Origin of the sequence: Bacteroides sp. An51A, assembly GCF_002161565.1 — a bacterium.
In the GTDB taxonomy this organism is placed as follows: Bacteria; Bacteroidota; Bacteroidia; order Bacteroidales; family Bacteroidaceae; genus Phocaeicola; species Phocaeicola intestinalis.
On sequence record NZ_NFIC01000008.1, the window covers coordinates 50,340 to 71,486 of the forward strand.

At 48.2% G+C, this 21,147-nt stretch carries 14 protein-coding genes; 7 read left to right on the plus strand and 7 right to left on the minus strand.

The genetic code is table 11. From position 1 onward, the window contains the following. The 4 genes from B5G04_RS15510 to mltG form a co-directional block, all read right to left on the minus strand. Complete coding sequence (locus tag B5G04_RS15510; protein WP_087397980.1) at positions 1–2,013, minus strand: transketolase; 2,013 nt, start codon at positions 2,011–2,013, stop codon at positions 1–3. Positions 2,014–2,258: 245 nt separating this feature from the next. Beyond that, a complete protein-coding gene (locus B5G04_RS15515) occupies positions 2,259–2,702 on the minus strand; it encodes a lipocalin-like domain-containing protein (RefSeq protein ID WP_022040733.1) in 444 nt (147 codons plus the stop codon). A gap of 31 nt (positions 2,703–2,733) precedes the next feature. Then, a complete protein-coding gene (locus B5G04_RS15520; protein ID WP_087397982.1) occupies positions 2,734–4,224 on the minus strand; it encodes a capsule assembly Wzi family protein in 1,491 nt (496 codons plus the stop codon). A gap of 60 nt (positions 4,225–4,284) precedes the next feature. After that, positions 4,285–5,310, minus strand: a complete 1,026-nt coding sequence (mltG, locus tag B5G04_RS15525; protein WP_022040731.1) for an endolytic transglycosylase MltG — start codon at positions 5,308–5,310, stop codon at positions 4,285–4,287. A gap of 639 nt (positions 5,311–5,949) precedes the next feature. Between mltG and B5G04_RS15535 the strand changes: the two genes are divergently transcribed. Beyond that, positions 5,950–8,139: a glutamine synthetase III gene (locus tag B5G04_RS15535; RefSeq protein ID WP_022040729.1), complete on the plus strand. Its 2,190-nt coding sequence runs from the start codon at positions 5,950–5,952 to the stop codon at positions 8,137–8,139. A gap of 390 nt (positions 8,140–8,529) precedes the next feature. Here B5G04_RS15535 and B5G04_RS15540 read toward each other — a convergent pair whose 3' ends face one another. From B5G04_RS15540 to B5G04_RS15550, 3 genes are read right to left on the minus strand one after another with little or no spacing between them, the layout of a single operon-like run. After that, positions 8,530–9,915: an efflux transporter outer membrane subunit gene (locus B5G04_RS15540; RefSeq protein WP_087398036.1), complete on the minus strand. Its 1,386-nt coding sequence runs from the start codon at positions 9,913–9,915 to the stop codon at positions 8,530–8,532. A gap of 12 nt (positions 9,916–9,927) precedes the next feature. Continuing rightward, entirely contained in the window at positions 9,928–13,038 is a 3,111-nt protein-coding gene (locus B5G04_RS15545; protein ID WP_022040727.1) for a multidrug efflux RND transporter permease subunit, read from the minus strand. Positions 13,039–13,068: 30 nt separating this feature from the next. Next, a complete protein-coding gene (locus tag B5G04_RS15550; RefSeq protein WP_022040726.1) occupies positions 13,069–14,262 on the minus strand; it encodes an efflux RND transporter periplasmic adaptor subunit in 1,194 nt (397 codons plus the stop codon). Positions 14,263–14,483: 221 nt separating this feature from the next. Between B5G04_RS15550 and B5G04_RS15555 the strand changes: the two genes are divergently transcribed. The 6 genes from B5G04_RS15555 to nudC all read left to right on the plus strand — a co-directional run bounded on the left by B5G04_RS15555 (position 14,484) and on the right by nudC (position 21,136). Beyond that, positions 14,484–15,869, plus strand: coding sequence for a threonine/serine exporter family protein (locus tag B5G04_RS15555; RefSeq protein ID WP_022040725.1), 1,386 nt, complete (start codon positions 14,484–14,486; stop codon positions 15,867–15,869). 24 nt (positions 15,870–15,893) lie between these two features. After that, positions 15,894–16,145 carry a hypothetical protein gene (locus tag B5G04_RS19440; RefSeq protein ID WP_022040724.1) on the plus strand — a complete coding sequence of 84 codons (252 nt, stop codon included), beginning with the start codon at positions 15,894–15,896 and terminating at the stop codon, positions 16,143–16,145. Between the two features lie 242 nt (positions 16,146–16,387). Then, complete coding sequence (locus tag B5G04_RS15560) at positions 16,388–17,101, plus strand: hemerythrin domain-containing protein (protein WP_087397983.1); 714 nt, start codon at positions 16,388–16,390, stop codon at positions 17,099–17,101. Next, the gene (locus B5G04_RS15565) at positions 17,098–17,706 is read left to right on the plus strand and encodes a response regulator transcription factor (RefSeq protein WP_022040721.1); all 609 of its coding nucleotides are present in this window, start codon (positions 17,098–17,100) and stop codon (positions 17,704–17,706) included. The genes B5G04_RS15560 and B5G04_RS15565 overlap by 4 nt, the downstream gene beginning before the upstream one ends. 383 nt (positions 17,707–18,089) lie before the next feature. Continuing rightward, a complete protein-coding gene (locus B5G04_RS15570) occupies positions 18,090–20,222 on the plus strand; it encodes a Tex family protein (protein ID WP_087397984.1) in 2,133 nt (710 codons plus the stop codon). Between the two features lie 110 nt (positions 20,223–20,332). Beyond that, positions 20,333–21,136, plus strand: coding sequence for an NAD(+) diphosphatase (gene nudC, locus B5G04_RS15575; RefSeq protein WP_087397985.1), 804 nt, complete (start codon positions 20,333–20,335; stop codon positions 21,134–21,136). Positions 21,137–21,147 lie beyond the last annotated feature (11 nt).

Below are 21,147 nucleotides of genomic sequence, written 5' to 3' on the forward strand. Positions count from 1 at the left end.
TTAGAACATGGCTTTTACTTGGTTGTATACGTTTTCGGCTGTGAAGCCCAGCTTTTCGTCCAAAACCTTGTACGGAGCCGAGAAACCGAATGATTCCAATCCCCAAATCTTTCCGTCAGTGCCTACCAGTCCAAGCAGATTTACAGGCAGTCCGGCTGTCAGACCGAATTTCTTTACTCCGGCAGGAAGGACGCTGTCCTGATATTCTTTGCTTTGGCTGCGGAACAGTCCTTCCGAAGGAACAGAAACGATACGCACCTTGATGCCATCTTTACGGAGTAGTTCAGTTCCGGCTACCAAAGTAGATACTTCCGAACCTGAAGCCAGCAGGATAACATCCGGGTTTTCGTCAGAGCCGGCTACGACATAAGCGCCTTTGGCTGTCTGGGTATAATCGTTTCCTTCGGGCAGGTTGGCAATATTCTGGCGAGAGAAAATCAGTGCAGTAGGAGTGGTCGTGTTTTCCATTGCCAGCTTCCATGCCTGAGTAGTCTCTTCGCAATCTGCCGGGCGGAGAACCAACATTGAGTTGTGTCCCTTGTGGTTTTTCAGTTTCTCCATCAAGCGGATTTGTGCTTCTTGTTCTACCGGTTCATGAGTAGGTCCGTCTTCGCCTACACGGAATGCGTCGTGTGTCCAAATGAACTTCACAGGAGTTTCCATCAGGGCAGCCATACGTACAGCTGGTTTCATGTAGTCGGAGAATACAAAGAAGGTACCGCATGCGGGGATAACGCCTCCGTGCAATGCCATACCGATGCAGCAGCATGCCATGGTCAATTCTGATACACCTGCTTGGAAGAATGCGCCGCTGAAGTCGTTTTTCGTAAAGGCATGTGTCTTTTTCAAGAAACCGTCGGTCTTATCAGAGTTAGACAAGTCGGCAGATGCGCAAACCATGTTTTCTACTTGTTCTGCCAATGTGCCGAGCACAGTAGCCGAAGCACCACGTGTAGCCGAACCTGCTTTTTGCTGGATAGCGTCCCAGTTTACTTGAGGAGCTTTGCCAGAGAACCAGTATTCCATCTTGGCAGCCAGTTCCGGATTAGCCTTTGCCCATTCTGCTTTAGCCGCATAGCGTTCGCCTACGATGGCTTTCAGTTCTTCGCGGCGTTTTGCGTAAAGTTCCGCTACTTCCGGGAAGATTTGGAACGGTTGTTCCGGATTGCCACCCAAGTTCTTGACGGTATTGGTGTAAGCGTCACCTCCCAACGGCGCGCCGTGTGTAGCGCAGTTGTGTTCGTAGCTGCTGTTGTCTGCCTTACGTGCCCCCTTACCCATGATGGTCTTACCGATAATCAAGGTAGGCTGACCTGTTACGGCTTTTGCTTCGGTCAATGCGGCACGGATTTCGTCAGCGTCATTCCCATTGATTGTAATGACTTTCCAGCCCCATGCCTCGTATTTCTTGGCTACATCTTCGTCTGTTACGTCTTTACATTCGGTAGACAGCTGGATATCGTTCGAGTCGTAGAACATAATCAAGTTGTCCAGTCCCAAGTGTCCGGCGATACGTCCCGAGCCTTGCGAGATTTCTTCTTGTACACCTCCGTCTGAGATGTAAGCATAAATCGTTTGGTTCATTACATCGCCTAAACGTGCTTTCAGGAATTTGGCTGCGATGGCGGCACCTACAGCGAATGTGTGTCCTTGTCCCAGCGGGCCGGAAGTGTTTTCGATGCCTCTCATGACGTCTACTTCAGGATGTCCTGGAGTAGGGCTTCCCCATTGACGGAATTGTTGCAATTCGTCCATGGTGAATTTGCCAGTCAACGCCAGTACAGAGTACAGCATCGGCGACATGTGTCCTGGGTCAAGGAAGAAGCGGTCTCTGCCTTCCCAACGGGGATTTTCAGGGTCGTAAACTAAAAACTCAGAGAAGAGTACATTTACAAAGTCTGCACCACCCATAGCGCCACCCGGGTGTCCGGATTTAGCTTTTTCTACCATTGAAGCAGCCAAGATACGGATGTTATCGGCTGCGCGGTTCATAAGTTCTTTACTGTTTTTCATTATTGGATATATTAGTTGGATGTATTAGTTTGTTGCAAAGATAAGAAAAATCTGGAATGTGCAAGCAAATTCGGAATCTAAAATTGGGGATGGAAGGGTAAGAAATTGTGGATAAAAGGATAATTTTTCTTTTCAGCACTAATTTGCCGTTCGCAGACATACCGAAAAACGCAGGAAAAAGCCTCAAGCCATGAAGTCATCGGATGCTTTTTCCTGCGCGTTTAGAGTCTGTTTATTGGGGTTCATCAGAAACTGATAAATTCCAGTTTGGCGTAATCTGACTGGAGGACGAGGTGTTTCCCGTCGGCTTTCAAAACATCGAAGGTCGTTTCAAGTGAGTTGATGCCGAAAGGAAGCAGCCGCTCTACTGGAACATCTTCACCGCTGTCGCCGGTTGATTCACGGAAACGGAAATCTTTCATGGTTGCCTGGCTATGGTCTTCGTTCAGGTAAAAATGTCCGACGAATGTGCCGTATTTGTGCGTGCATTGCTTTTCAGCTATCTGTACAATCTGTAATTGGATGCTATAAAAGATGCGCTGGCAGTCACGGTGGACAATGCCATCGTCAAGGGTGGTAAACTGTTCCAATTTCCACATGCCTTCGATGTTTTCGTCAATAGGCTTTTTCTCGCAAGAAGCGAACAAGGCGAAGAAACACATCGCAATTAATAAATGTATGGCTTTCATATTAACAATCAAAACTTAAAAACTCACAAACTTAAAATATCTTTCCTGTTTTCCGGATTGTCAGGATACCTCCTGTAGAGTTTCCCAAATAGTTTCCACGGTCAAGCCCTAATCCTATGGAAGCGCTCCAGCCTGTAGCCCAGCGGGGACTGTAAGTTGCTTCATAAAGCGAACTGAACTGTTTGCGTTGTTTGTCCAGCGGTGTTTGGTAGGTTCCCCAATGGCGTGCAAACGATATCAGTATGCGCCAGTTCCATTCCTCGCTTGGGTCGCCTTCGATGCCTAAATGCTGGGCACGCACGCGGTTGCTCTTGAAAGTGATTTCTCCGTCTTTATTATAAATAGGCCCCGGAAGGAAAGGATTTCCCATACCTTGTCCCCAGTGCTGCCATGCCTGATAGCAATAGTTGTTGTAATAATTATCGGATGCACTGACTTGATAACCCAGTGTTCCGGCAAATTCGTCATACAGTAGCGGGCCGGTCTGCTGTTTGGTCGACATGGTTTCCCATACAATTGCGCTTAACCAACGATTCTTCGGCAGGTCTATTTCGATGCCTAGCTGTCCGTCTTTCCATCGTCCGTATTGCCATACCATTTGCGAATGGTCATCGAAATAATGGTCTAAGTAAGCACGGAACCGCCAGTCATTCAAGTAATAGGTCAAGGCAAAATTCCAGCTTCCCAAGTGGTTGCCTTCTACGTTTACTTGATCGCCCCAAGGTGTGTCGCTTCCTCCGCTCATTGGGATGAATGCCTTAAAGAAACTTTTCAGTCCGCCGGGCATGTCTACAGAGACCGTACTGCTTCCATCGGCATTCTTCAGCATTTGTGCTCCGGCAAACTGTGCAGCCATCAGCAGTCCCAGTTCGAACTCTACCGGAAACTTTTCACGGTTCCCGATGCGGAACATCAACGACTTGCTGTGATACAGGATATGTTTGCCCCAATTGGTCTCGGGAGCTGCGAAATCTTCCTGCCAGTTCCAGTCGGTAAACGCTCCGTAAGCAAGATGCCCCTTTAAGGCAAGCCAATTGCCCGTACCAGGGATGGTGACATATTCGGGGATGTCTATTCTGACTTGCGGAACTGGTCGGGCATTCGGTCCTTCTACCATCATGCCGCTGCTCAGTCTTTCATTTTTTGTAAGTGGGAAACCCGGGCGCTCTTTGCTTCCGATGCTGAGGCGCAGGAATTTCCACGCGATGTCGGCGTACGCTTGTTGTATAACAAAACCGGAAACTTGATTGGCGGCACCTGCCAGGTCAAGTCCTGCTTCGATGCGCCAGTGGCGGTTCAGTTTTTTTCCGTAATGTAGTCCGGCTCGGATGTAGCCACTGTTTGGTTTCTGGCTGGATAGCCCATACCGGTTGGCTGTGAACCAGAGCGGTGCATACGTACCATCCGACAGATTGCCGCTTGCTTCGATGCGGTAGGTGAGGGTGGTGTCTGTTTGTTGGGCAATAGCGGGCAATGATAGGCAACCTGCTGCCAGCCATAAAGTTAGTTTTTTCCAATTCATATTGTAATTATTGAAAATGTGATGCAAAAGTAATGATTATTTAAGACAATCCGCTCAAGTTTACCGGATATTCCTTCGGTTCAATGCCTGTTGATAACGTCGGGCATTGGCAAGGTGCTGGCTCATGGTACGGGCAAAATTGTGCGTACCCGAAAAATCTTCTTTGGCACACATGTACAGATAGTCGTGATGTGAATAGTTTAATACACTTTCCAATCCTTGTATGCTGGGAATGCGGATAGGACCAGGAGGAAGTCCTTTATATATATAGGTATTATACGGGCTGTCGGTCTCCAGATGTTTGTATAGAATGCGGCGTAATCCAAATTCCTGTAATCCGAATTTAACAGTAGGGTCTGCTTGAAGCAGCATGTTTGCTTTCAGCCGGTTAATGTACAGTCCTGCCACTATCGGTTTTTCTGCTTGGTTAGCCGTTTCTTCGTCTACGATGGATGCAAGGGTACTTACCTCAGTCGGGGTAAGTCCGATAGCTTTTGCCTGTGCCGTGCGTTTTTCATTCCAGAACCGTTGATGTTCTTTCTGCATGCGTTTTATGAAATCTTTGCAACTGGTGTTCCAATATACTTCATAGGTGTTTGGAATAAATAGGGCAGGCAGGGTATAAGCGTTATATCCCAAACTGGCACAATATGTACTGTCTGTCAGGAGGCTGGCAATTGCGGTCGAATCCATCATCAATTGGTGTGAAATAGATTGGCATAGTTTTCCGATGGTGCGCACGCTGGGGATAGTGACCGATACAGGCGTTTGGTTTCCAGCTTGTAACGTCCGGAAGATTTGCCACGTACGTGCTTCTGGAGTAAACAGATAGGCTCCCGAGTGGATGTGGTTGGTATAATCACTTTGGAATGCCAGCAGGCGAAATCCTGTCAGCCTGCGTGCATGCAGCCTGTGTTCCAATTTATAGCATACAGAGTCTATGTTGTCATCATTGTCTATATATAAGAAAGTGGATTTTTCAATTCCCAGCGGTTGGTTCATTAGGCAGGCATATCCTGTTATGATGCCTGAGGCTAGGATTAGGAACAGGATGCTTCCTCCAATAAGCAGTCGTTTCTTTTTCATTTTAATTTAGTAGTTCAAATTTGGGGGCAAAGATAATACAAAAAAGCAAGATACTGGGTAAATTACGAAAACGTAATTGAGAAATAGATGAGGAACTGTTTTTGAAAAACAGTTTTGAATTATGAATTCCGCAAACAGCCAATACATACCCCTGGAAAATGAATATATACTGCATCTGCGTTTGAATATATCTCCATCCGCCTACGGATATATACTTCATCGGCAAATGAAGTACTACTGCGTTTTCAACTCAATCGGATTGGCTAATTGCGGACATGCAGATTCATTAAATTTAAGTATGTCTTAGAAACTGTTTTGAATTTATCGCCCAACACACACGAAACGAACACATCAAGCCCAAAAAACTTTTTGTGGAAATTCAAAACAGTCCCTTTGTTTGTGAAAGTAATAAAATCGACTTCGTTTGTGTGAAATTGATAACAGAATGTTGCGGTTTTATTTCAAATTGAAAGGTTCTGATAAAATAAATGAAAATATGACTTCGTAGAGGGGGAGTATATGAATGAAAAGCCTTACTTTTGCATCAGACAAAAAGATGTTATATAATTGAATTTCGTTTCAAAAAGATTTGATTATATAGAAATATGTGAACAAATAACAACTAATTATTGAGGTATTATGTCAACTTTAAGATTCAGGGTAGTAGAAAAGGCATTCCAGGCGAAGCCTTTTGATGTACCGGCTCCAAAGGAGCGCCCGAGTGAATATTTCGGGAAATACGTGTTCAATCGGGAAAAGATGTTTAAGTATCTTCCCAGCAAAGTGTACGAGAAGCTGGTAGATGCAATGGATAACGGCGCGACACTAGACCGCAGCATTGCCGATGCTGTAGCAGCAGGAATGAAACAGTGGGCAAGCGAATTAGGGGCTACTCACTATACACACTGGTTCCAACCGCTTACGGAAGGGACTGCAGAGAAGCACGATGCCTTTGTGGAACACGATGGCAAGGGAGGTATGATGGAAGAGTTTTCCGGAAAATTGCTGGTACAGCAGGAACCGGATGCTTCTTCGTTCCCTAATGGCGGTATCCGTAATACTTTCGAGGCGCGTGGTTATAGTGCGTGGGATCCCTCGTCGCCGGTATTTGTGGTAGACGACACCTTGTGTATCCCTACCGTGTTCATCGCTTATACGGGCGAATCGCTTGACTATAAGGCTCCGTTGTTGAAAGCACTGCGTGCCGTCAATAAGGCAGCGGTAGATGTATGCCATTATTTCGATCCGAATGTGAAGAAAGTTTCGGCATACCTGGGATGGGAGCAGGAATATTTCCTGGTAGATGAAGGCTTGTATGCCGCACGACCCGATTTATTGCTGACCGGGCGTACGTTGATGGGACACGAGGCTTCGAAGAACCAACAGCTGGAAGACCATTATTTCGGTGCCATCCCGACCCGCGTGGCTGCTTTTATGAAAGATTTGGAAATTCAGGCATTAGAACTGGGAATACCCGTCAAGACCCGTCATAATGAAGTGGCTCCCAACCAGTTTGAACTGGCACCTATCTTTGAGGAGTGCAACCTTGCCGTAGACCATAACATGCTGATTATGTCGCTGATGCGTAAAGTGGCACGTACGCATGGATTCCGTGTGCTGCTTCATGAAAAACCCTTCAAGGGAGTAAATGGTTCGGGTAAGCACAACAACTGGTCATTGGGGACTGATACAGGTGTATTGCTGATGGCACCAGGTAAGACTCCCGAGGAGAACTTGCGCTTTATAACTTTTATTGTCAACACACTGATGGCGGTGTACCGTCACAACGGTTTGCTGAAGGCCTCTATCATGAGCGCTACGAATGCCCATCGTTTGGGAGCCAACGAAGCACCTCCTGCCATTATCTCTTCTTTCCTCGGCACACAGCTTAGCAAAGTACTTGATCACATGGAGGAAAGCTCGACCGATGACTTGATAGCTCTTGGCGGCAAGCACGGCATGAAACTGGACATCCCGCAGATTCCCGAATTGCTGATTGATAATACCGACCGTAACCGTACTTCCCCCTTTGCTTTTACGGGCAACCGTTTCGAGTTCCGTGCGGTAGGCTCGGAGGCTAACTGTGCCAGCGCAATGATTGCATTGAATACTGCCGTGGCAGAGCAGCTGGTAGAGTTTAAACAAAAGGTAGACGAACTTATAGAAAAAGGTGAACCGAAAGTGTCCGCCCTCATTCAGGTTATCCGTGAATATATCAAGGCTTCGAAGCCTATCCGTTTTGACGGTAATGGCTACAGTGAAGAGTGGAAAGCGGAAGCGGCACGTCGCGGCCTGGATTGCGAAACCAGTTGTCCGGTTATTTTCGACCAGTATCTGACACCTGCTTCGGTGAAGATGTTCGAGTCGCAGGGTGTGATGACACAGAAAGAACTGGAGGCGCGTAACGAAGTGAAATGGGAAACGTATACAAAGAAGATTCAGATTGAGGCACGTGTATTAGGCGATTTGGTGATGAACCATGTGGTGCCGGTCGCCATCGAATACCAAAGCAAGCTGATAGATAATGTGTACAAGATGAAGGGACTGTTTCCAGCTGAAGAGGCAGAGAAGCTTTCTGCCGAGAACGTTGCCATCATCCGGAAGATTTCGGAGCATACGTCTTATATCAAAGAGCACGTGGATACGATGATAGAAGCGCGTAAAGTGGCAAATAAAATTGTGGACGAGCGTGAAAAGGCCGTGGCTTACCATGACACCATTGCGCCGATGCTGGAACAGATACGTTACCACATCGACAAATTGGAACTGATAGTAGACGATCAGATGTGGACGCTGCCTAAATATAGAGAGCTGTTATTCATTAGATAATATCATTAAATTTACCTCTAATTTCCTTATTGGTTGTTTGATGAAAGCGAGTCGGGGTCTCCGCGAGGAGGTTCCGGCTTTGTTCTTTAAAATTTTTGAGGCTTTGTTTTTGTCTGCATTTCAGAGGCATTGATTGAAGCATGCCTTTTGATGAACATAAGTGAGTTGGGTGTTTCACATAAGTAACTTGGGCGTTTCACATAAGTAAGTCAGTCGTATCACTTATGTTCGTTTGAGGAGGCATTTATAGTGTTGCATTTCCTTGAACCTTTCACACCGTTTCCGTAGAGATGATGAGGGTGTATCAAAATAAAAATCAACTTTCATTTTGATACACCTTCTATAATGACATCGACAAAATGCATCAATAAATGCTGCGGAAGTATAATGTCAGTTTTTCCATCCACCTCCTAATGCTTTGTATAGGCGGACAACGGTGATTTGCTTGTCACGTACAGCATTGCTAAGTCCGATTTGCGCATTAAGATAACCACGCTGTGCATCCAGCAGGTCCATATAGCCGATCACACCATTGATGTATTGCAGCTGAGCGAGATCGAGGGTACTTTTCGATGCTTGTTCCAAGCGGAGGCGGGTTTCATAGATTTCCTTGCTTTTGTTGAAGTCGGCAATGGCATTGTAGGCTTCTTTAAAAGCGTTGAGCACTACTTTCTCATAGGCTTGGGTAGCTCCTTCCAAAGCGGCTTTTTGTGCTTTCAGTCGGGCACGGTTCTTACCCCAACTGAAGACCGGTTGTAGTAGGTTGGCACTGAGCAGGTGCCAGGGAGATTTCAGCAGTTCGCTGAGCACATCGCTCTCGCCTCCGTAGCTGGCATTCAAGGTCAGACTGGGGAACAGGCTGGTGAAGGCAATACCTACCTCGGTATTGGCTGCTATCAGTGCCTGTTCTGCTTCGCGGATGTCGGGGCGGCGTTCCAATAGGCTGGACGGCAGCCCTACAGGCAGACTGGCTGGCAACAATACGTCTTCGGGCAATGCTGTGCGCCGGATGTGGTGTGGATAGTCGCCGGTCAGGAAAGCTATGTCGTTTTCTTTTAACGTAATCTGACGTTCCAGGTCGGGAACCAGTGTGGCTGTACGTGCCAATTCCACTTGTGCTTGCCGGAAGGCGGTTTCTGAAGTCAGTCCTCCTTCGTAGCGGATGCGTGCCAGGTGGAGACTTTCGCGTCGCGCATCTACGGTTTGGCGCACGATGGCAAGTTCATTGTCGAGGGCCACCAGTTCGAAGTAGGTTTGTGCCACTTCGGCTACCAGGCTCATTTTCAATGCCCGTTGGTTTTCTATTGACCCGATGAGGTCGGCTACGCTTTTGTCTTTAGCCCAACGCAGTTTACCCCAAAGGTCAATTTCCCAGCTCATGGTACCTTTCAGGTCGAATTCATCGTCTTGTGAATAGTGATTGCCACCATAGTTTTCCCGTTCACGCTCGGCGTAGACGCGCAGTCCGATTTGGGGCAGCATATCTCCGATGGCAATGCGCTTACGTGCTGCCAACTCCTTCACCCGTGAGGCAGCTATCAGCATGTCCTTGTTGTAGGTCAGTGTTTTGCGTATCAGTGCCTGCAGGGTCGTGTCGGTATAGATTTTTTCCCAGGCGTAGTCACCTATTGAAGCGGTGTCTACGCTAAGACTGTCCAGGGTATGGGGCAGGTTCAGTTCGGGACGTGAATAATGTTTCCCTATCTGGCAACTAGCCAAGAGTGAGGTTGCCAAGATGATGCAAAGGAAATAATATGTGAGTTTTGTTACTTTCATAGGTTGCAGCAATTAATGAGTATGTTTCACTTTGAGTTTGTTTTTTGCCTTGTAAATCATCACGAAGAAGAAAGGAACCAGGAAAATACCTACTGTTACAGCCACAATCATTCCGAAGAATACGCCCGTGCCGATGGCTTGACGGCTGGCAGAACCCGGTCCGCTTGCAATGACCAGTGGCACCATGCCCAAAATAAAAGCGAGTGAGGTCATCAGGATGGGACGGAAACGTAAATGTGATGCGTGCAGCGCAGCTTCTATTACATCTTTTCCTTTGTCTACTTCGTCTTTGGCAAACTCTACAATCAGGATGGCGTTTTTGGCAGCCAGTCCGACCAGCATTACCAGGCCAATCTGGAAATACGTATCATTTTCCAATCCGCATAAGGCGACACCGGCATATGCTCCCAAAGCGGCTACCGGCAAGGAGAGCAGTACAGCGACTGGCACGCTCCAGCTTTCATACAGGGCTGCCAGGAAAAGGAAGACGAAGAGGAATACCAGTGTCAGAATCATACCGGTCTGTCCGCCTGCCTGTTTTTCCTGGTAGGAAAGTCCACTCCATTCTACTCCGATGTTGTCGGGCAGATGTTCTTTAGCCAGTTGCTCGATAAGTTCCATTGCTTGTCCTGAACTGTAACCGTGGGCGGCTGTTCCGCGGATGATGGCGGTGTTGAACATATTAAAACGTTTGATACTTCCGGGACCGGTGGTATATTCGGTATTGCCCAATGCCGTTAATGGAATCATATCGCCGGAACTTCCCCGCACGAAAAACAGGTTGATGTTGTCACGATGTTCACGGTAAGGTGCTTCAGCCTGGATGTACACACGGTAGATACGGTTGAACATATTGAAGTCGTTCACATAAAGCGATCCGGTATAAGCTTTCATTGTTGTGAAAACATCGGCCATCGGTACGCCCGACAATTTTACTTTGTCACGGTCTACGTCGAAATAAAGTTGAGGGATTTCCGCCTGCAATGAAGACGACAGTCCACTCAGCTCTTTGCGTTGCGAGGCGTAGTACATAAGCGTGTCTGCAGCAGCCACCAGATTGTCGTACGTAGCATCTCCACGGGCTTCCAGCTGCATTTCAAAACCTCCGGAGGTACCTAATCCGGGAATGACAGGTGGTGTGGAGAGGTAAACCTTGCATTCAGGGTATTTCTTGAACTCGTTCTGCACATCTGCCATAATTTGTTCAATGGTAGTGTTGTCACGTTCTTTCCATTCTTTCAAGATGACCGTAAGCGTGGTGCGTGCCTGGCTGGTACCGACACGCGGGCTGGAACCTGCTACGCTTTGTACATATTCTACAGCAGGATCTTTCATCAGGAAGGCTACGGCACGGTTGGTAATTTCGCGGGTACGTTCCAGTGTAGTACCTTCTGGCATTTCCAGTTCGACGGTGAAATATCCTTGGTCTTCCGTTGGGAGAAAACTGGTTGGTATCAGCCGGTAGAGCACGAATATGAAAACGATGACCATACCGAATCCTGCCGTCACGCGTTTAGGGTTTTTGATGAGCCGGCTGATGCCGCCTACATATTTATGATTGCCTATGTCCAGCCATTTGTTGATAGCCCGGAACACACGGTTCTTGGGTTTGTTCGGGTCTTGTGGACGTAGAATCAGTGAGCACATCACAGGGCTGAGTGTCAGTGCCACGACGGTGGATAGCAGTACAGATACTGCAATGGTGATACTGAACTGTCGATACAATTGTCCTGAAATGCCGGAAAGGAAGCTGACCGGAACAAATACGGCAGCCAGTACCATAGAGGTGGCAATCAAGGCTCCGGTCAGACCGTCCATTGCTTTTTTGGTAGCTTCGTAAGGGCTGAGGTGTTCTTCTTCCATAATACGTTCTACGTTTTCGACTACTACGATGGCATCATCCACTACCAGTCCGATGGCCAGTACCAAACCTAGCAGGGTCAGGATGTTCAGCGAAAAGCCGAAAATGAGCATAAAGCCGAAAGTACCGATCAATGAGATAGGAACGGCTATGGTAGGAATCAGAGTCGCACGCCAACTTTGTAGCGAAAGGAACACTACCACGATGACGAGGAACAAGGCTTCGAACAGGGTCTTGTATACTTCGTGGATGGATTCGGATATATAAGATGTCATGTCGAAAGGTACTTCGTATTTCATGCCTTCCGGAAAATTCTTGCTGATTTCATCCATGGCGGCTTTCACACGTTCTGCTACTTCCATGGCGTTGGCACCTGGCAGCATGTAGACTCCTAATACGGCGGCATTGCCTCCGTTGATACCACTCTCTGTATTGTATGACTGGGCTTCGAGCGATACACGCGCCACGTCCCGCATGCGTATCAGTGAACCGTCGGGGTTGGCACGCAACACGATTTCTTCGAATTGGGCAGCACTTGACAGACGCCCTTGTGCCGTTATCGGGATAGTAATGTCGAGACCGGTAACGGGTTGTTGTCCCAATACACCGGCAGCCGATTCACGGTTCTGGTCTTTCAAGGCATTTTGTACGTCTTGTACGGTGAGACCGAAATTGGCAAGACGGGCAGGGTCCAGCCAGATTTGCATGGCATAGTAGCGGCTTCCGATGTTGGATACGCGTCCTACTCCCGGTATACGGCGCAGCAGGTCGAGTACATTCAAGGTAGCAAAATTGCTCAAGTAGATTTCGTCAAACTTGGGATCGCTTGAAGTCAGGCAGATAGTCATCAGCTGGCTGGCGGCTTGTTTCTCGATTTCGATACCATTCTGTACCACTTCGGCTGGCAGACGTGATTCGGCCAGTTTGATGCGGTTCTGGATTTCCACGGCAGCAAGGTCGGGGTCTGCCGAGATGTCAAAGGTGACTGTTGCCGAGAATCCTCCGGAATTGGAACTGTTCGACTCCATATAAAGCATGCCTGGTGTACCGTTCAGTTCTTGTTCTATCGGGGTTGCGACGGCTTGTGATACCGTGAGTGCGCTCGCACCCGGATAAGATGCACTGATTTTTACCACAGGTGGCGTAATTTGCGGATATTGGTCGATAGGCAGCATGGTAAGTCCGATGACACCGATGATGACTATCAATATAGAGATGACGATTGAAAAGACTGGCCGGTCGATAAAGAAACTTACTTTCATTTTGTGAATACGTTTTGGTGATTGTGCGATTTATTCATCCTTATTTTCTTCTTCTTTTTCTATCGGGGCTGTGCCTATACGCATCTTGATGCCCGGGCTCAGCTTGTGGTAACCTTCTACTACAATGTTTTCTCCCGGTATCAGTCCGCGTTCTACTACTGCATTGTTGCCAAATTCCGGTCCCAATTCGATGAAACGTTTTTCAGCTGTAGAGTCTTTGCGCATCACGTAGATATATGCACCTCCCTTTTCAATAATCAATGCTTTTTGGGGAACTACTGTGGCATTTTCGCGTACGTCGAGCAGCAGCTTTACTTTTGTAAACTGTCCGGGCAGCAATACATGTTCGGGATTGCTCATTTCTGCACGTACGGAGAATGTTCCGGTTTTGGGGTCTACCTGCGGTTCGGCGAAGTCTACCAGTCCTTTGTAAGGATATACCGTGTTGTCGGGGAGGGTGATAGTGACAGTTGGTTGCCAAGAACGGGTAGAATCTTTCTGGCCGATGATGATGTTCCGTTCCTTGCTTTTCAGGTAATCGAGTGCTGTCATGCTGAAATCCACCAATACGGTATCACTTTTTACGATGGTGGCCAGCAGAGACTTGCCTGATGTGCCGACCAAGGTACCGAGGTCGACGTGACGTTCGCTGATTTGTCCGGTTATCGGCGAACGCACTACGGTGTAGCTTAGTTCCTGTTCTGCCTGGTCAAGGTCTGCCTGGCTCATGCCTACGCTGGCTACAGCGGTTTCGTAGGCAGCCGTGGCGTTGTCAAGGTCCAATTGGCTGGCAGCCCGTTGTTCATAAAGCGGGCGGATACGGTTCAGGTCGCGCTCTGCCTTGCGTGCCGTTGCTTCGTCTTTTTTCAGTTGGGCACGTGCCTTATCCACTTTGGCTTGGTATTGGTCTTGATTGATGATGAACAGGACTTGATTGCGTTTTACTTGTGTTCCTTCCTCGAACAGCATTTGTTCCAGAAAGCCTTCCACGCGTGCGCGTACCTCTACAAATTGTTGGGCGCGTATGCGTCCGACATATTCGCCGTAAATCTCTACGTCTTGTTGTTGAGCCGGAGCTACACTGACAATAGGCGCTTCTGGTTCTGTCTTTTTCTCTCGTGTCAGGAACAGGTATATTCCTATAATTACAACGACACCGATAATGGTGTAGATGGTTTGTTTTTTCTTCAGTTTCAAATCTTTCTTTGTTAAAAAGCGTCTCATACGAATTTTAAGTTTATGGGTTAGATGCCGTAAAGGACAAACAATACTTGTGCCAAAGATACGATAAATTTTTATATATTGAGAATCAGAAAGCTAAATCCTGCATGCAAATTTGTGTCTTGGGGAATTTCTGGCGAAGATTGTGGAATTTCTCTACACTGAGATAGCGGGAACTAGGGATATTTTTCATACCTTTGCGGCCGGAATTAAATTTAGACAAAATGAATTTAGAGGAACATTTAGAAACGACTTTGAAAGCCCACGACCAGATGTTGCATCGTCGGGTAGACCTTTTGCTCCGTACCGGAAAGCTTTTGGTGGAAAGTTTGGCGGATACCAACCGGATTATGAGAAACATGAAGCGGACAGCCGCTTATCTGGGTATTCCGGAAGAGAAACTGCATATCAACATCGGATTTACGATGTTGATGGTGAATGTGAGTGATGAAAACTTTTCGTTCACCAAATTTCAGCGTATCAACGGACATGGAGTGAACATGACTGCCATTTCGGAAGTGAGCAAACTTTCCTGGAGGGCGATAGAGAACGATTATACGCTCGACCAATATGAGGAGGAGCTGGAAAAAATCCGTACCAAGAAACGGAACTATACTCCTTTGCAGACAGCTGTCGGTGCCGGATTTGCCTGTGGCGGATTCTGCATTCAGTTCGGATGCGACTGGATGGCATTCTTGTATGCTTCAATTGCAGCGATTATCGGTATGCGCGTGCGTCAGAAATGTAATGAGTCAGGTCTGAATGGCTATGTGGGTATTGCTATTGCGGCTTTTGTTGCCACTATGATTGCATGGGCTTCTACTTACCTTCCCGAAACGTGGACTAATACACCTTGGCATCCGCTGTTGGCGTGTGCTTTGTTTATCGTTCCAGGAGTTCCTTTGATAAATTTTGTGGATGACATGCTCGACAATTTTATCCAGGTGGGTATTGTGCGGGCTGTCAATACGCTTCTGATGATGGGAGCCATGGCTTTTGGTATTGCATTTGCTGTGAAATTGTGTGCCATCGACAACTTTTTCCCGACCATCAGCATGGTGCCGCACCACGAGTATTGGGAATATGCCTTGGCGGCTGCCATTTCGGCAATGGGATTCTCTATGATTTTTAACATTCAGCGTCGTTTGCTTTGGGTAGTAGCTATCGGAGGTATTTTGGCTGTTTGTACACGTAACTTTGTCAATCTAGGACCGAGTACCAACAACATCGGTCTGGACATGGGATTGGTGGTCGGTTCGTTCACCGGTGCTTTGCTGGTCAGCCTGATAGCTGTAAAGGCGGTTCACTGGTTTCATGTCCCCAATCACGTACTGACCATTCCTTCGGTTATCCCGATGATTCCGGGAGTATTGATGTATCGAATGCTTTTCGGGCTCATCAATATGAATGTGCAGAATCTTGAAGGGGTTACTCCGTTGATGAAAGCTATTGAAAGTGGAGTAAATTCGGGATTGGTTATTCTTTGCATTTCCGTGGGGGTTGCTATCCCGAATATTTTTGGTCGTAAGTATATTGCTTCGTCCAAGAACAAACATTTGGCGGAAATATTGGAAGAACGCCACAAGCGAGGAAAGTTTGTCGAATGGTAAAGCTTTTTTGATAAAGAATGAAGTATGAAGAATGAAGAATTGTTTCGCCTGGAATTCTTCATTCTTCATTTTTATACTTTGAGCGGTGTGCAATTGTGCATTTTTAATGGGATACACACTGCCGGTGTCACTCCTGTTGCCAGTGTCACGCTGGATCGCCAATCCGCTTCTTCAATTACGCCGGGTTACACATCCGGCATGACAAGCAGGCTTTGGTCTTTCCGCAATATAGCTGCGTCGTTTGTAAGATTATTAATCTTACAGCGTGAAGATTAATAATCTTTCGGCATGAAGATTAATAATCTTACAAGCAAGGCAGCTATGCGGATTGGATTTTCAGACTAAACTGATGTTCTGGTTTGGCTTGGAAAAGCAACCGATGGACATAAAATGTATGGGCGTAAATCCGGCTTGACAAATATGACAAGCGGCAAAAATGCACACGTTAATAAATATACCTATAAATGGGGATTGACCGATTCCCGTGGATTGTCTTACTTTGCAAACAGAAATCAATTATGAATTCATTTTTTGTTATGTGTAAACACAAAACATATAAGCCGACCGATAAGATGAGCGACTTGATCTGTGAGAATTATGCGTTGCTGCAGGTGTTGAGCCGTTTTGGAGTATCTTTAGGATTTGGTGACAAGTCTGTTCAGGAAGTATGTGACATGAACGGGGTGGATTGTCCCACATTTCTGATTGTGGTTAATTTTCTGACAGAGGAGAACGACCGGATGCAGGACCATCTGGCACGACTTTCTGTGCCGGCATTGATGGATTATTTGCAACGTGCCCATTCGTATTTCCTCGATTTTCAGCTCCCCTCTATCCGGAAGAAGTTAATAGAAGCAATTGACTTTTCATTAAGCGACAAGGTATCGTATCTGATTCTTCAGTTCTTTGACGATTATGTGGGAGAAGTGAGGAAGCACATGGAATATGAGAATAAACAAGTCTTTACTTATGTGAGAGATTTGTTGGAAGGAAAGAAGACTGAAGAATTCAGCATCGGAGTGTTTGCCCGTCATCATGACCAAATCAATGTTAAGTTGACCGAGTTGAAAAATATTATTATCAAATACTATCCGGCCAATGGAGACAATCAATTGTTGAATGCAACATTATTTGACATATTTTGTTGTGAAGAGGATCTGGCATCGCACAATCGGGTAGAAGATTACCTGTTCGTCCCTGCTATAATGGAGTTGGAAAAGGGGGTAAAATGAAATCAGAGGAAAACATACTGGTGGCTGTAGCCGAGACTTCAGTCATTGTCCGGAGCGGGTTGGTTACAGTGCTGAAACGTTTGCCGGACCTGAATGTTCAGACTGTGGAAGTAACATCGCAAGAAGGTTTGCAACACTGTATGGAAGCGCATAGCCCGCAATTGCTGATAATAAATCCACAGTTCGAAGGCTGGTTCGATGTAGAGGCTTTCAGAGAATGTTACCAATCATTGGACATTAAATTGGTAGCTTTGTTGAGTTCGTTTGTTGATTCGAACCGTTTGAAGGGATATGATGAGAGTATCAATCTGTTCGAAGATATAGAATCATTGGAAAAGAAGATTTCGGTGTTGATGAATTTTACAGACGATGAAGATGCCGATCAGGATGCCTTGAGTCAGCGGGAGAAAGAAATTATCTGCTGTGTGGTGCGCGGAATGACCAACAAGGAAATAGCCGAGAAACTTTTCATTTCGGTACATACGGTCATTACGCACCGGCGAAACATCACCCGTAAGCTGCAGATACATTCGGCGGCAGGTCTGACAATTTATGCCATTGTCAACAAGTTGGTTGAGTTAAGCGAGGTAAAGATGAAGTTGTAATTGGACTATTGTTTGGAATGTTTCTAAAATACCTATATGTAGGTATTGTCTGAATGTCTGAAAGCCGGTATCTTTGCAGCGTTAGTCATATGAAATTACGTAAACCACAAAAGTAAAAAGTTAGTTATTAGTTGGGCACTCCCTGCGAAGTGATTCGCGGGGAGTACGCGCATATAGAGGGTAATTTTCTTTCCGATATCGGATAATTCTTTCTGCCAATAAAGATAATCAGTGTCTTTTCTTCAGATAGCTGTTGTTTGCTTTATCACAGAAGCGAAAATGCTTTAAAAACCCATTCCTAATCAGCGCATGATAAATTAAAATAGTCGATTATCAATTGAAAACTCTTATCTTTGCCATCCGAAAATACAGAACGACGAATTATGGAAAACTTCAGCGAAATGATAGCACGGGCACTCAAGCTGCCAGCGCATCGCGTAGAAAATACATTGAAACTATTGGAGGGCGGCGCCACCATCCCCTTTATCAGCCGCTACCGCAAGGAAGCCACCGGCGGGATGGACGAGGTGCAGATAGGCGAGATACAGGCGCGTAACGAGAAGTTGCGCGAGTTGGCGAAACGGAAAGAAACCGTGCTCTCTACCATTGAGGGGCAGGGAAAGCTTATCCCTGAACTCCGTGCGCGGATAGATGCCTGCTGGGATGCCACGGAACTGGAAGACATTTACCTGCCCTACAAGCCCAAGCGCAAGACACGTGCCGAAATGGCGCGCCAGAAAGGGCTGGAACCGCTGGCGGCGTTGCTTCTGATACAGCGCGAGAACCGTTTGGACGCACGTGTGCATGCCTTCGTAAAAGGCGAGGTGAAGGATGAGGAAGAGGCCTTGAAAGGGGCACGTGACATCATCGCCGAGCAGGTGAGCGAAGACGAACGGGCACGCAGCCTGGTGCGCGGATGTTTCGCCCGGCGGGGAGTCATCGTTTCGAAGGTGGTGAAGGGAAAAGAGGCGGACGAGGCGGCGCAGAAGTACCGCGACTATTTCGATTTTTCCGAACCTTTGAAGCGTTGTTCTTCGCACCGCCTGCTTGCCTTGCGGAGAGGGGAGGCGGAAGGCATCCTGAAGGTGAGCATCACGCCCGAAGACGACGAGGAATGCATCCGGGGGCTGGAGCGCCGCTACGTGAAGGGCGGCAATGCCTGTTCGGCGCAGGTGGCAGAGGCGGTGGCGGACGCTTACAAGCGTTTGCTTAAGCCTGCTATCGAGACCGAGTTTTCCGGCACCAGCAAGGAGCGTGCCGATGAGGAAGCCATCCGCGTGTTTGCCGAAAACCTGCGCCAGCTGCTGCTTGCTCCTCCGTTGGGGCAGAAGCGGGTGATGGGCATCGACCCCGGATACCGCACGGGATGCAAGGTGGTCTGCCTCGACGCGCAAGGCGCCCTGCTCTGCAACGATACGGTCTATCCGCATCCGCCGAAATCCGAGCGGCAGGCGGCGGCACGTAAGCTGACGACGCTGGTGGAGCAATATAAGGTGGAGGCGATAGCCATCGGCAACGGCACGGCGAGCCGGGAGACGGAACAGTTTGTCAATGCGTTGCGCTTCGGGCGCGAGGTGCAAGTGTTTGTGGTAAGCGAGGACGGGGCTTCCGTTTATTCGGCTTCGCAGACCGCCCGCGAGGAATTTCCCGACTATGATGTGACGGTGCGCGGGGCTGTGTCTATCGGCAGGAGGCTGATAGACCCGCTTGCCGAACTGGTGAAAATCGATGCCAAGTCTATCGGGGTGGGGCAGTACCAGCACGATGTGGACCAGACGAAGCTGAAAGCGGCACTCGACCGCACCGTGGAGAGCTGCGTCAACTTGGTGGGCGTGAATGTCAATACGGCAAGCCGGCATCTGCTCACGTATGTGTCAGGGCTGGGTCCGGCATTGGCGCAGAACATCGTGGACTACCGTACCGCTCACGGACCTTTCTGCTCGCGGAAGGAGCTGCTGGACGTGCCCCGTATGGGTGCGAAGGCGTTCGAACAATGTGCGGGTTTCCTCCGCATCCCGAACGCTGGCAATCCCCTCGATAATTCGGCGGTGCATCCTGAAAGCTATCCCATTGTAGAGCAGATGGCGAAAGACCTGAAATGTGCCGTCTCCGACTTGATAGCGGACAAGTCGCTCCGTGAGCGTATCCGGATGGAAGACTATGTGACAGACGAGGTAGGCATCCCCACCTTGACCGATATTCTGCACGAGCTGGAGAAGCCGGGACGCGACCCGCGCAAGCGGTTGGAGGCATTCTGTTTCGACCCTAACGTGCATACCCTTGACGACCTGTGCGAGGGCATGGAACTGCCGGGCATCGTGACCAACATCACCAACTTCGGGTGCTTCGTGGATATCGGCATCAAGGAAAAAGGGCTGGTGCACGTATCCCAGCTTGCCGGTCATTTTGTGAGCGACCCCACCACCGTGGTAAGCATCCATCAGCAGGTACGTGTGCGGGTGTTGAGCGTAGACAGGGAGCGCAAGCGCATCCAACTGACGATGAAAGAAAAATGATTGATTTTTTTCACCACACGAGGACGCAGAGGAACACAGAGTTTTTTAAATTTTTCCTCTGTGCCCCTCTGTGTCCTCTGTGGTGAAATATATGACAAATAGGAATAATTATGGAAGAACAAATAGAGAACAATTGTTATTGGTTTGCTTTTTACGAAGGGCAGGTATTGATTGAGAAACGGGTAGGCGGGTGGCATATCCCCGTGGGCACAGAGCCGCCGGCAGCTATACCCGAAGGGAGTACCGTGCACGAGATAGGCGTGATGGACGGGTGTGCGGCAAAGGCATACGCTTTGGCGGCGCCCATAGAAGGGGATGATGAAAGTCCCCGTCGGATGAAAGACCTGCGTGCCTCGTTCGACGTATTGCCCTGGGACGAATACCGGATGGCGGGGAAAGCCTCAGAGATACTGACGTGGGACCGCGACAGCAGGTTCTGTCCCCGTTGCGGAGCGCCTGCCGGACAGGTGGCGCCCATTGCCAAGCGGTGTCCCGTGTGCGGTATGGAAATTTATCCGCGCATATCGCCTGCCATCATTGTGCTCATCAAGCGGGGCGAGGACGAAGTGCTCCTGGTGCATGCGCGCAATTTCCGTGGCACCTTCAAGGGGCTGGTAGCGGGATTTCTCGAGCCGGGCGAAACGCTCGAAGAATGTGTGCGGCGCGAAGTGATGGAGGAAACGGGGCTTACCATCAAGAACCTGAAATACTTCGGGAGCCAGCCGTGGCCCTATCCCAGCGGCATTATGATAGGCTATTCCGCCGAGTACGAGAGCGGCACCATCAAGCTTCAGGATGAAGAACTGAGTGCGGGAGCCTTCTACCACAAATCGTGCCTGCCCGAGATTCCCAAGAAACTGAGCATAGCCCGCCGGCTGATAGACGCTTGGCTGGAAGGAAAACTTAATGACTAAAGGGTTATGGA

What these genes read in the sequence shown, in the direction of transcription:
- B5G04_RS15560 (WP_087397983.1), top strand. Translation starts at nt 16,388, where the DNA reads ATGAATTCATTTTTTGTTATGTGTAAACACAAAACATATAAGCCGACC.
- nudC (WP_087397985.1), top strand. Translation starts at nt 20,333, where the DNA reads ATGGAAGAACAAATAGAGAACAATTGTTATTGGTTTGCTTTTTACGAA.
- B5G04_RS15565 (WP_022040721.1), top strand. Translation starts at nt 17,098, where the DNA reads ATGAAATCAGAGGAAAACATACTGGTGGCTGTAGCCGAGACTTCAGTC.
- B5G04_RS15510 (WP_087397980.1), bottom strand. Translation starts at nt 2,013, where the DNA reads ATGAAAAACAGTAAAGAACTTATGAACCGCGCAGCCGATAACATCCGT.
- B5G04_RS15535 (WP_022040729.1), top strand. Translation starts at nt 5,950, where the DNA reads ATGTCAACTTTAAGATTCAGGGTAGTAGAAAAGGCATTCCAGGCGAAG.
- B5G04_RS15515 (WP_022040733.1), bottom strand. Translation starts at nt 2,702, where the DNA reads ATGAAAGCCATACATTTATTAATTGCGATGTGTTTCTTCGCCTTGTTC.
- B5G04_RS15550 (WP_022040726.1), bottom strand. Translation starts at nt 14,262, where the DNA reads ATGAGACGCTTTTTAACAAAGAAAGATTTGAAACTGAAGAAAAAACAA.
- B5G04_RS15555 (WP_022040725.1), top strand. Translation starts at nt 14,484, where the DNA reads ATGAATTTAGAGGAACATTTAGAAACGACTTTGAAAGCCCACGACCAG.
- mltG (WP_022040731.1), bottom strand. Translation starts at nt 5,310, where the DNA reads ATGAAAAAGAAACGACTGCTTATTGGAGGAAGCATCCTGTTCCTAATC.
- B5G04_RS15570 (WP_087397984.1), top strand. Translation starts at nt 18,090, where the DNA reads ATGGAAAACTTCAGCGAAATGATAGCACGGGCACTCAAGCTGCCAGCG.
- B5G04_RS19440 (WP_022040724.1), top strand. Translation starts at nt 15,894, where the DNA reads ATGAAGAATGAAGAATTGTTTCGCCTGGAATTCTTCATTCTTCATTTT.
- B5G04_RS15540 (WP_087398036.1), bottom strand. Translation starts at nt 9,915, where the DNA reads ATGAAAGTAACAAAACTCACATATTATTTCCTTTGCATCATCTTGGCA.
- B5G04_RS15520 (WP_087397982.1), bottom strand. Translation starts at nt 4,224, where the DNA reads ATGAATTGGAAAAAACTAACTTTATGGCTGGCAGCAGGTTGCCTATCA.
- B5G04_RS15545 (WP_022040727.1), bottom strand. Translation starts at nt 13,038, where the DNA reads ATGAAAGTAAGTTTCTTTATCGACCGGCCAGTCTTTTCAATCGTCATC.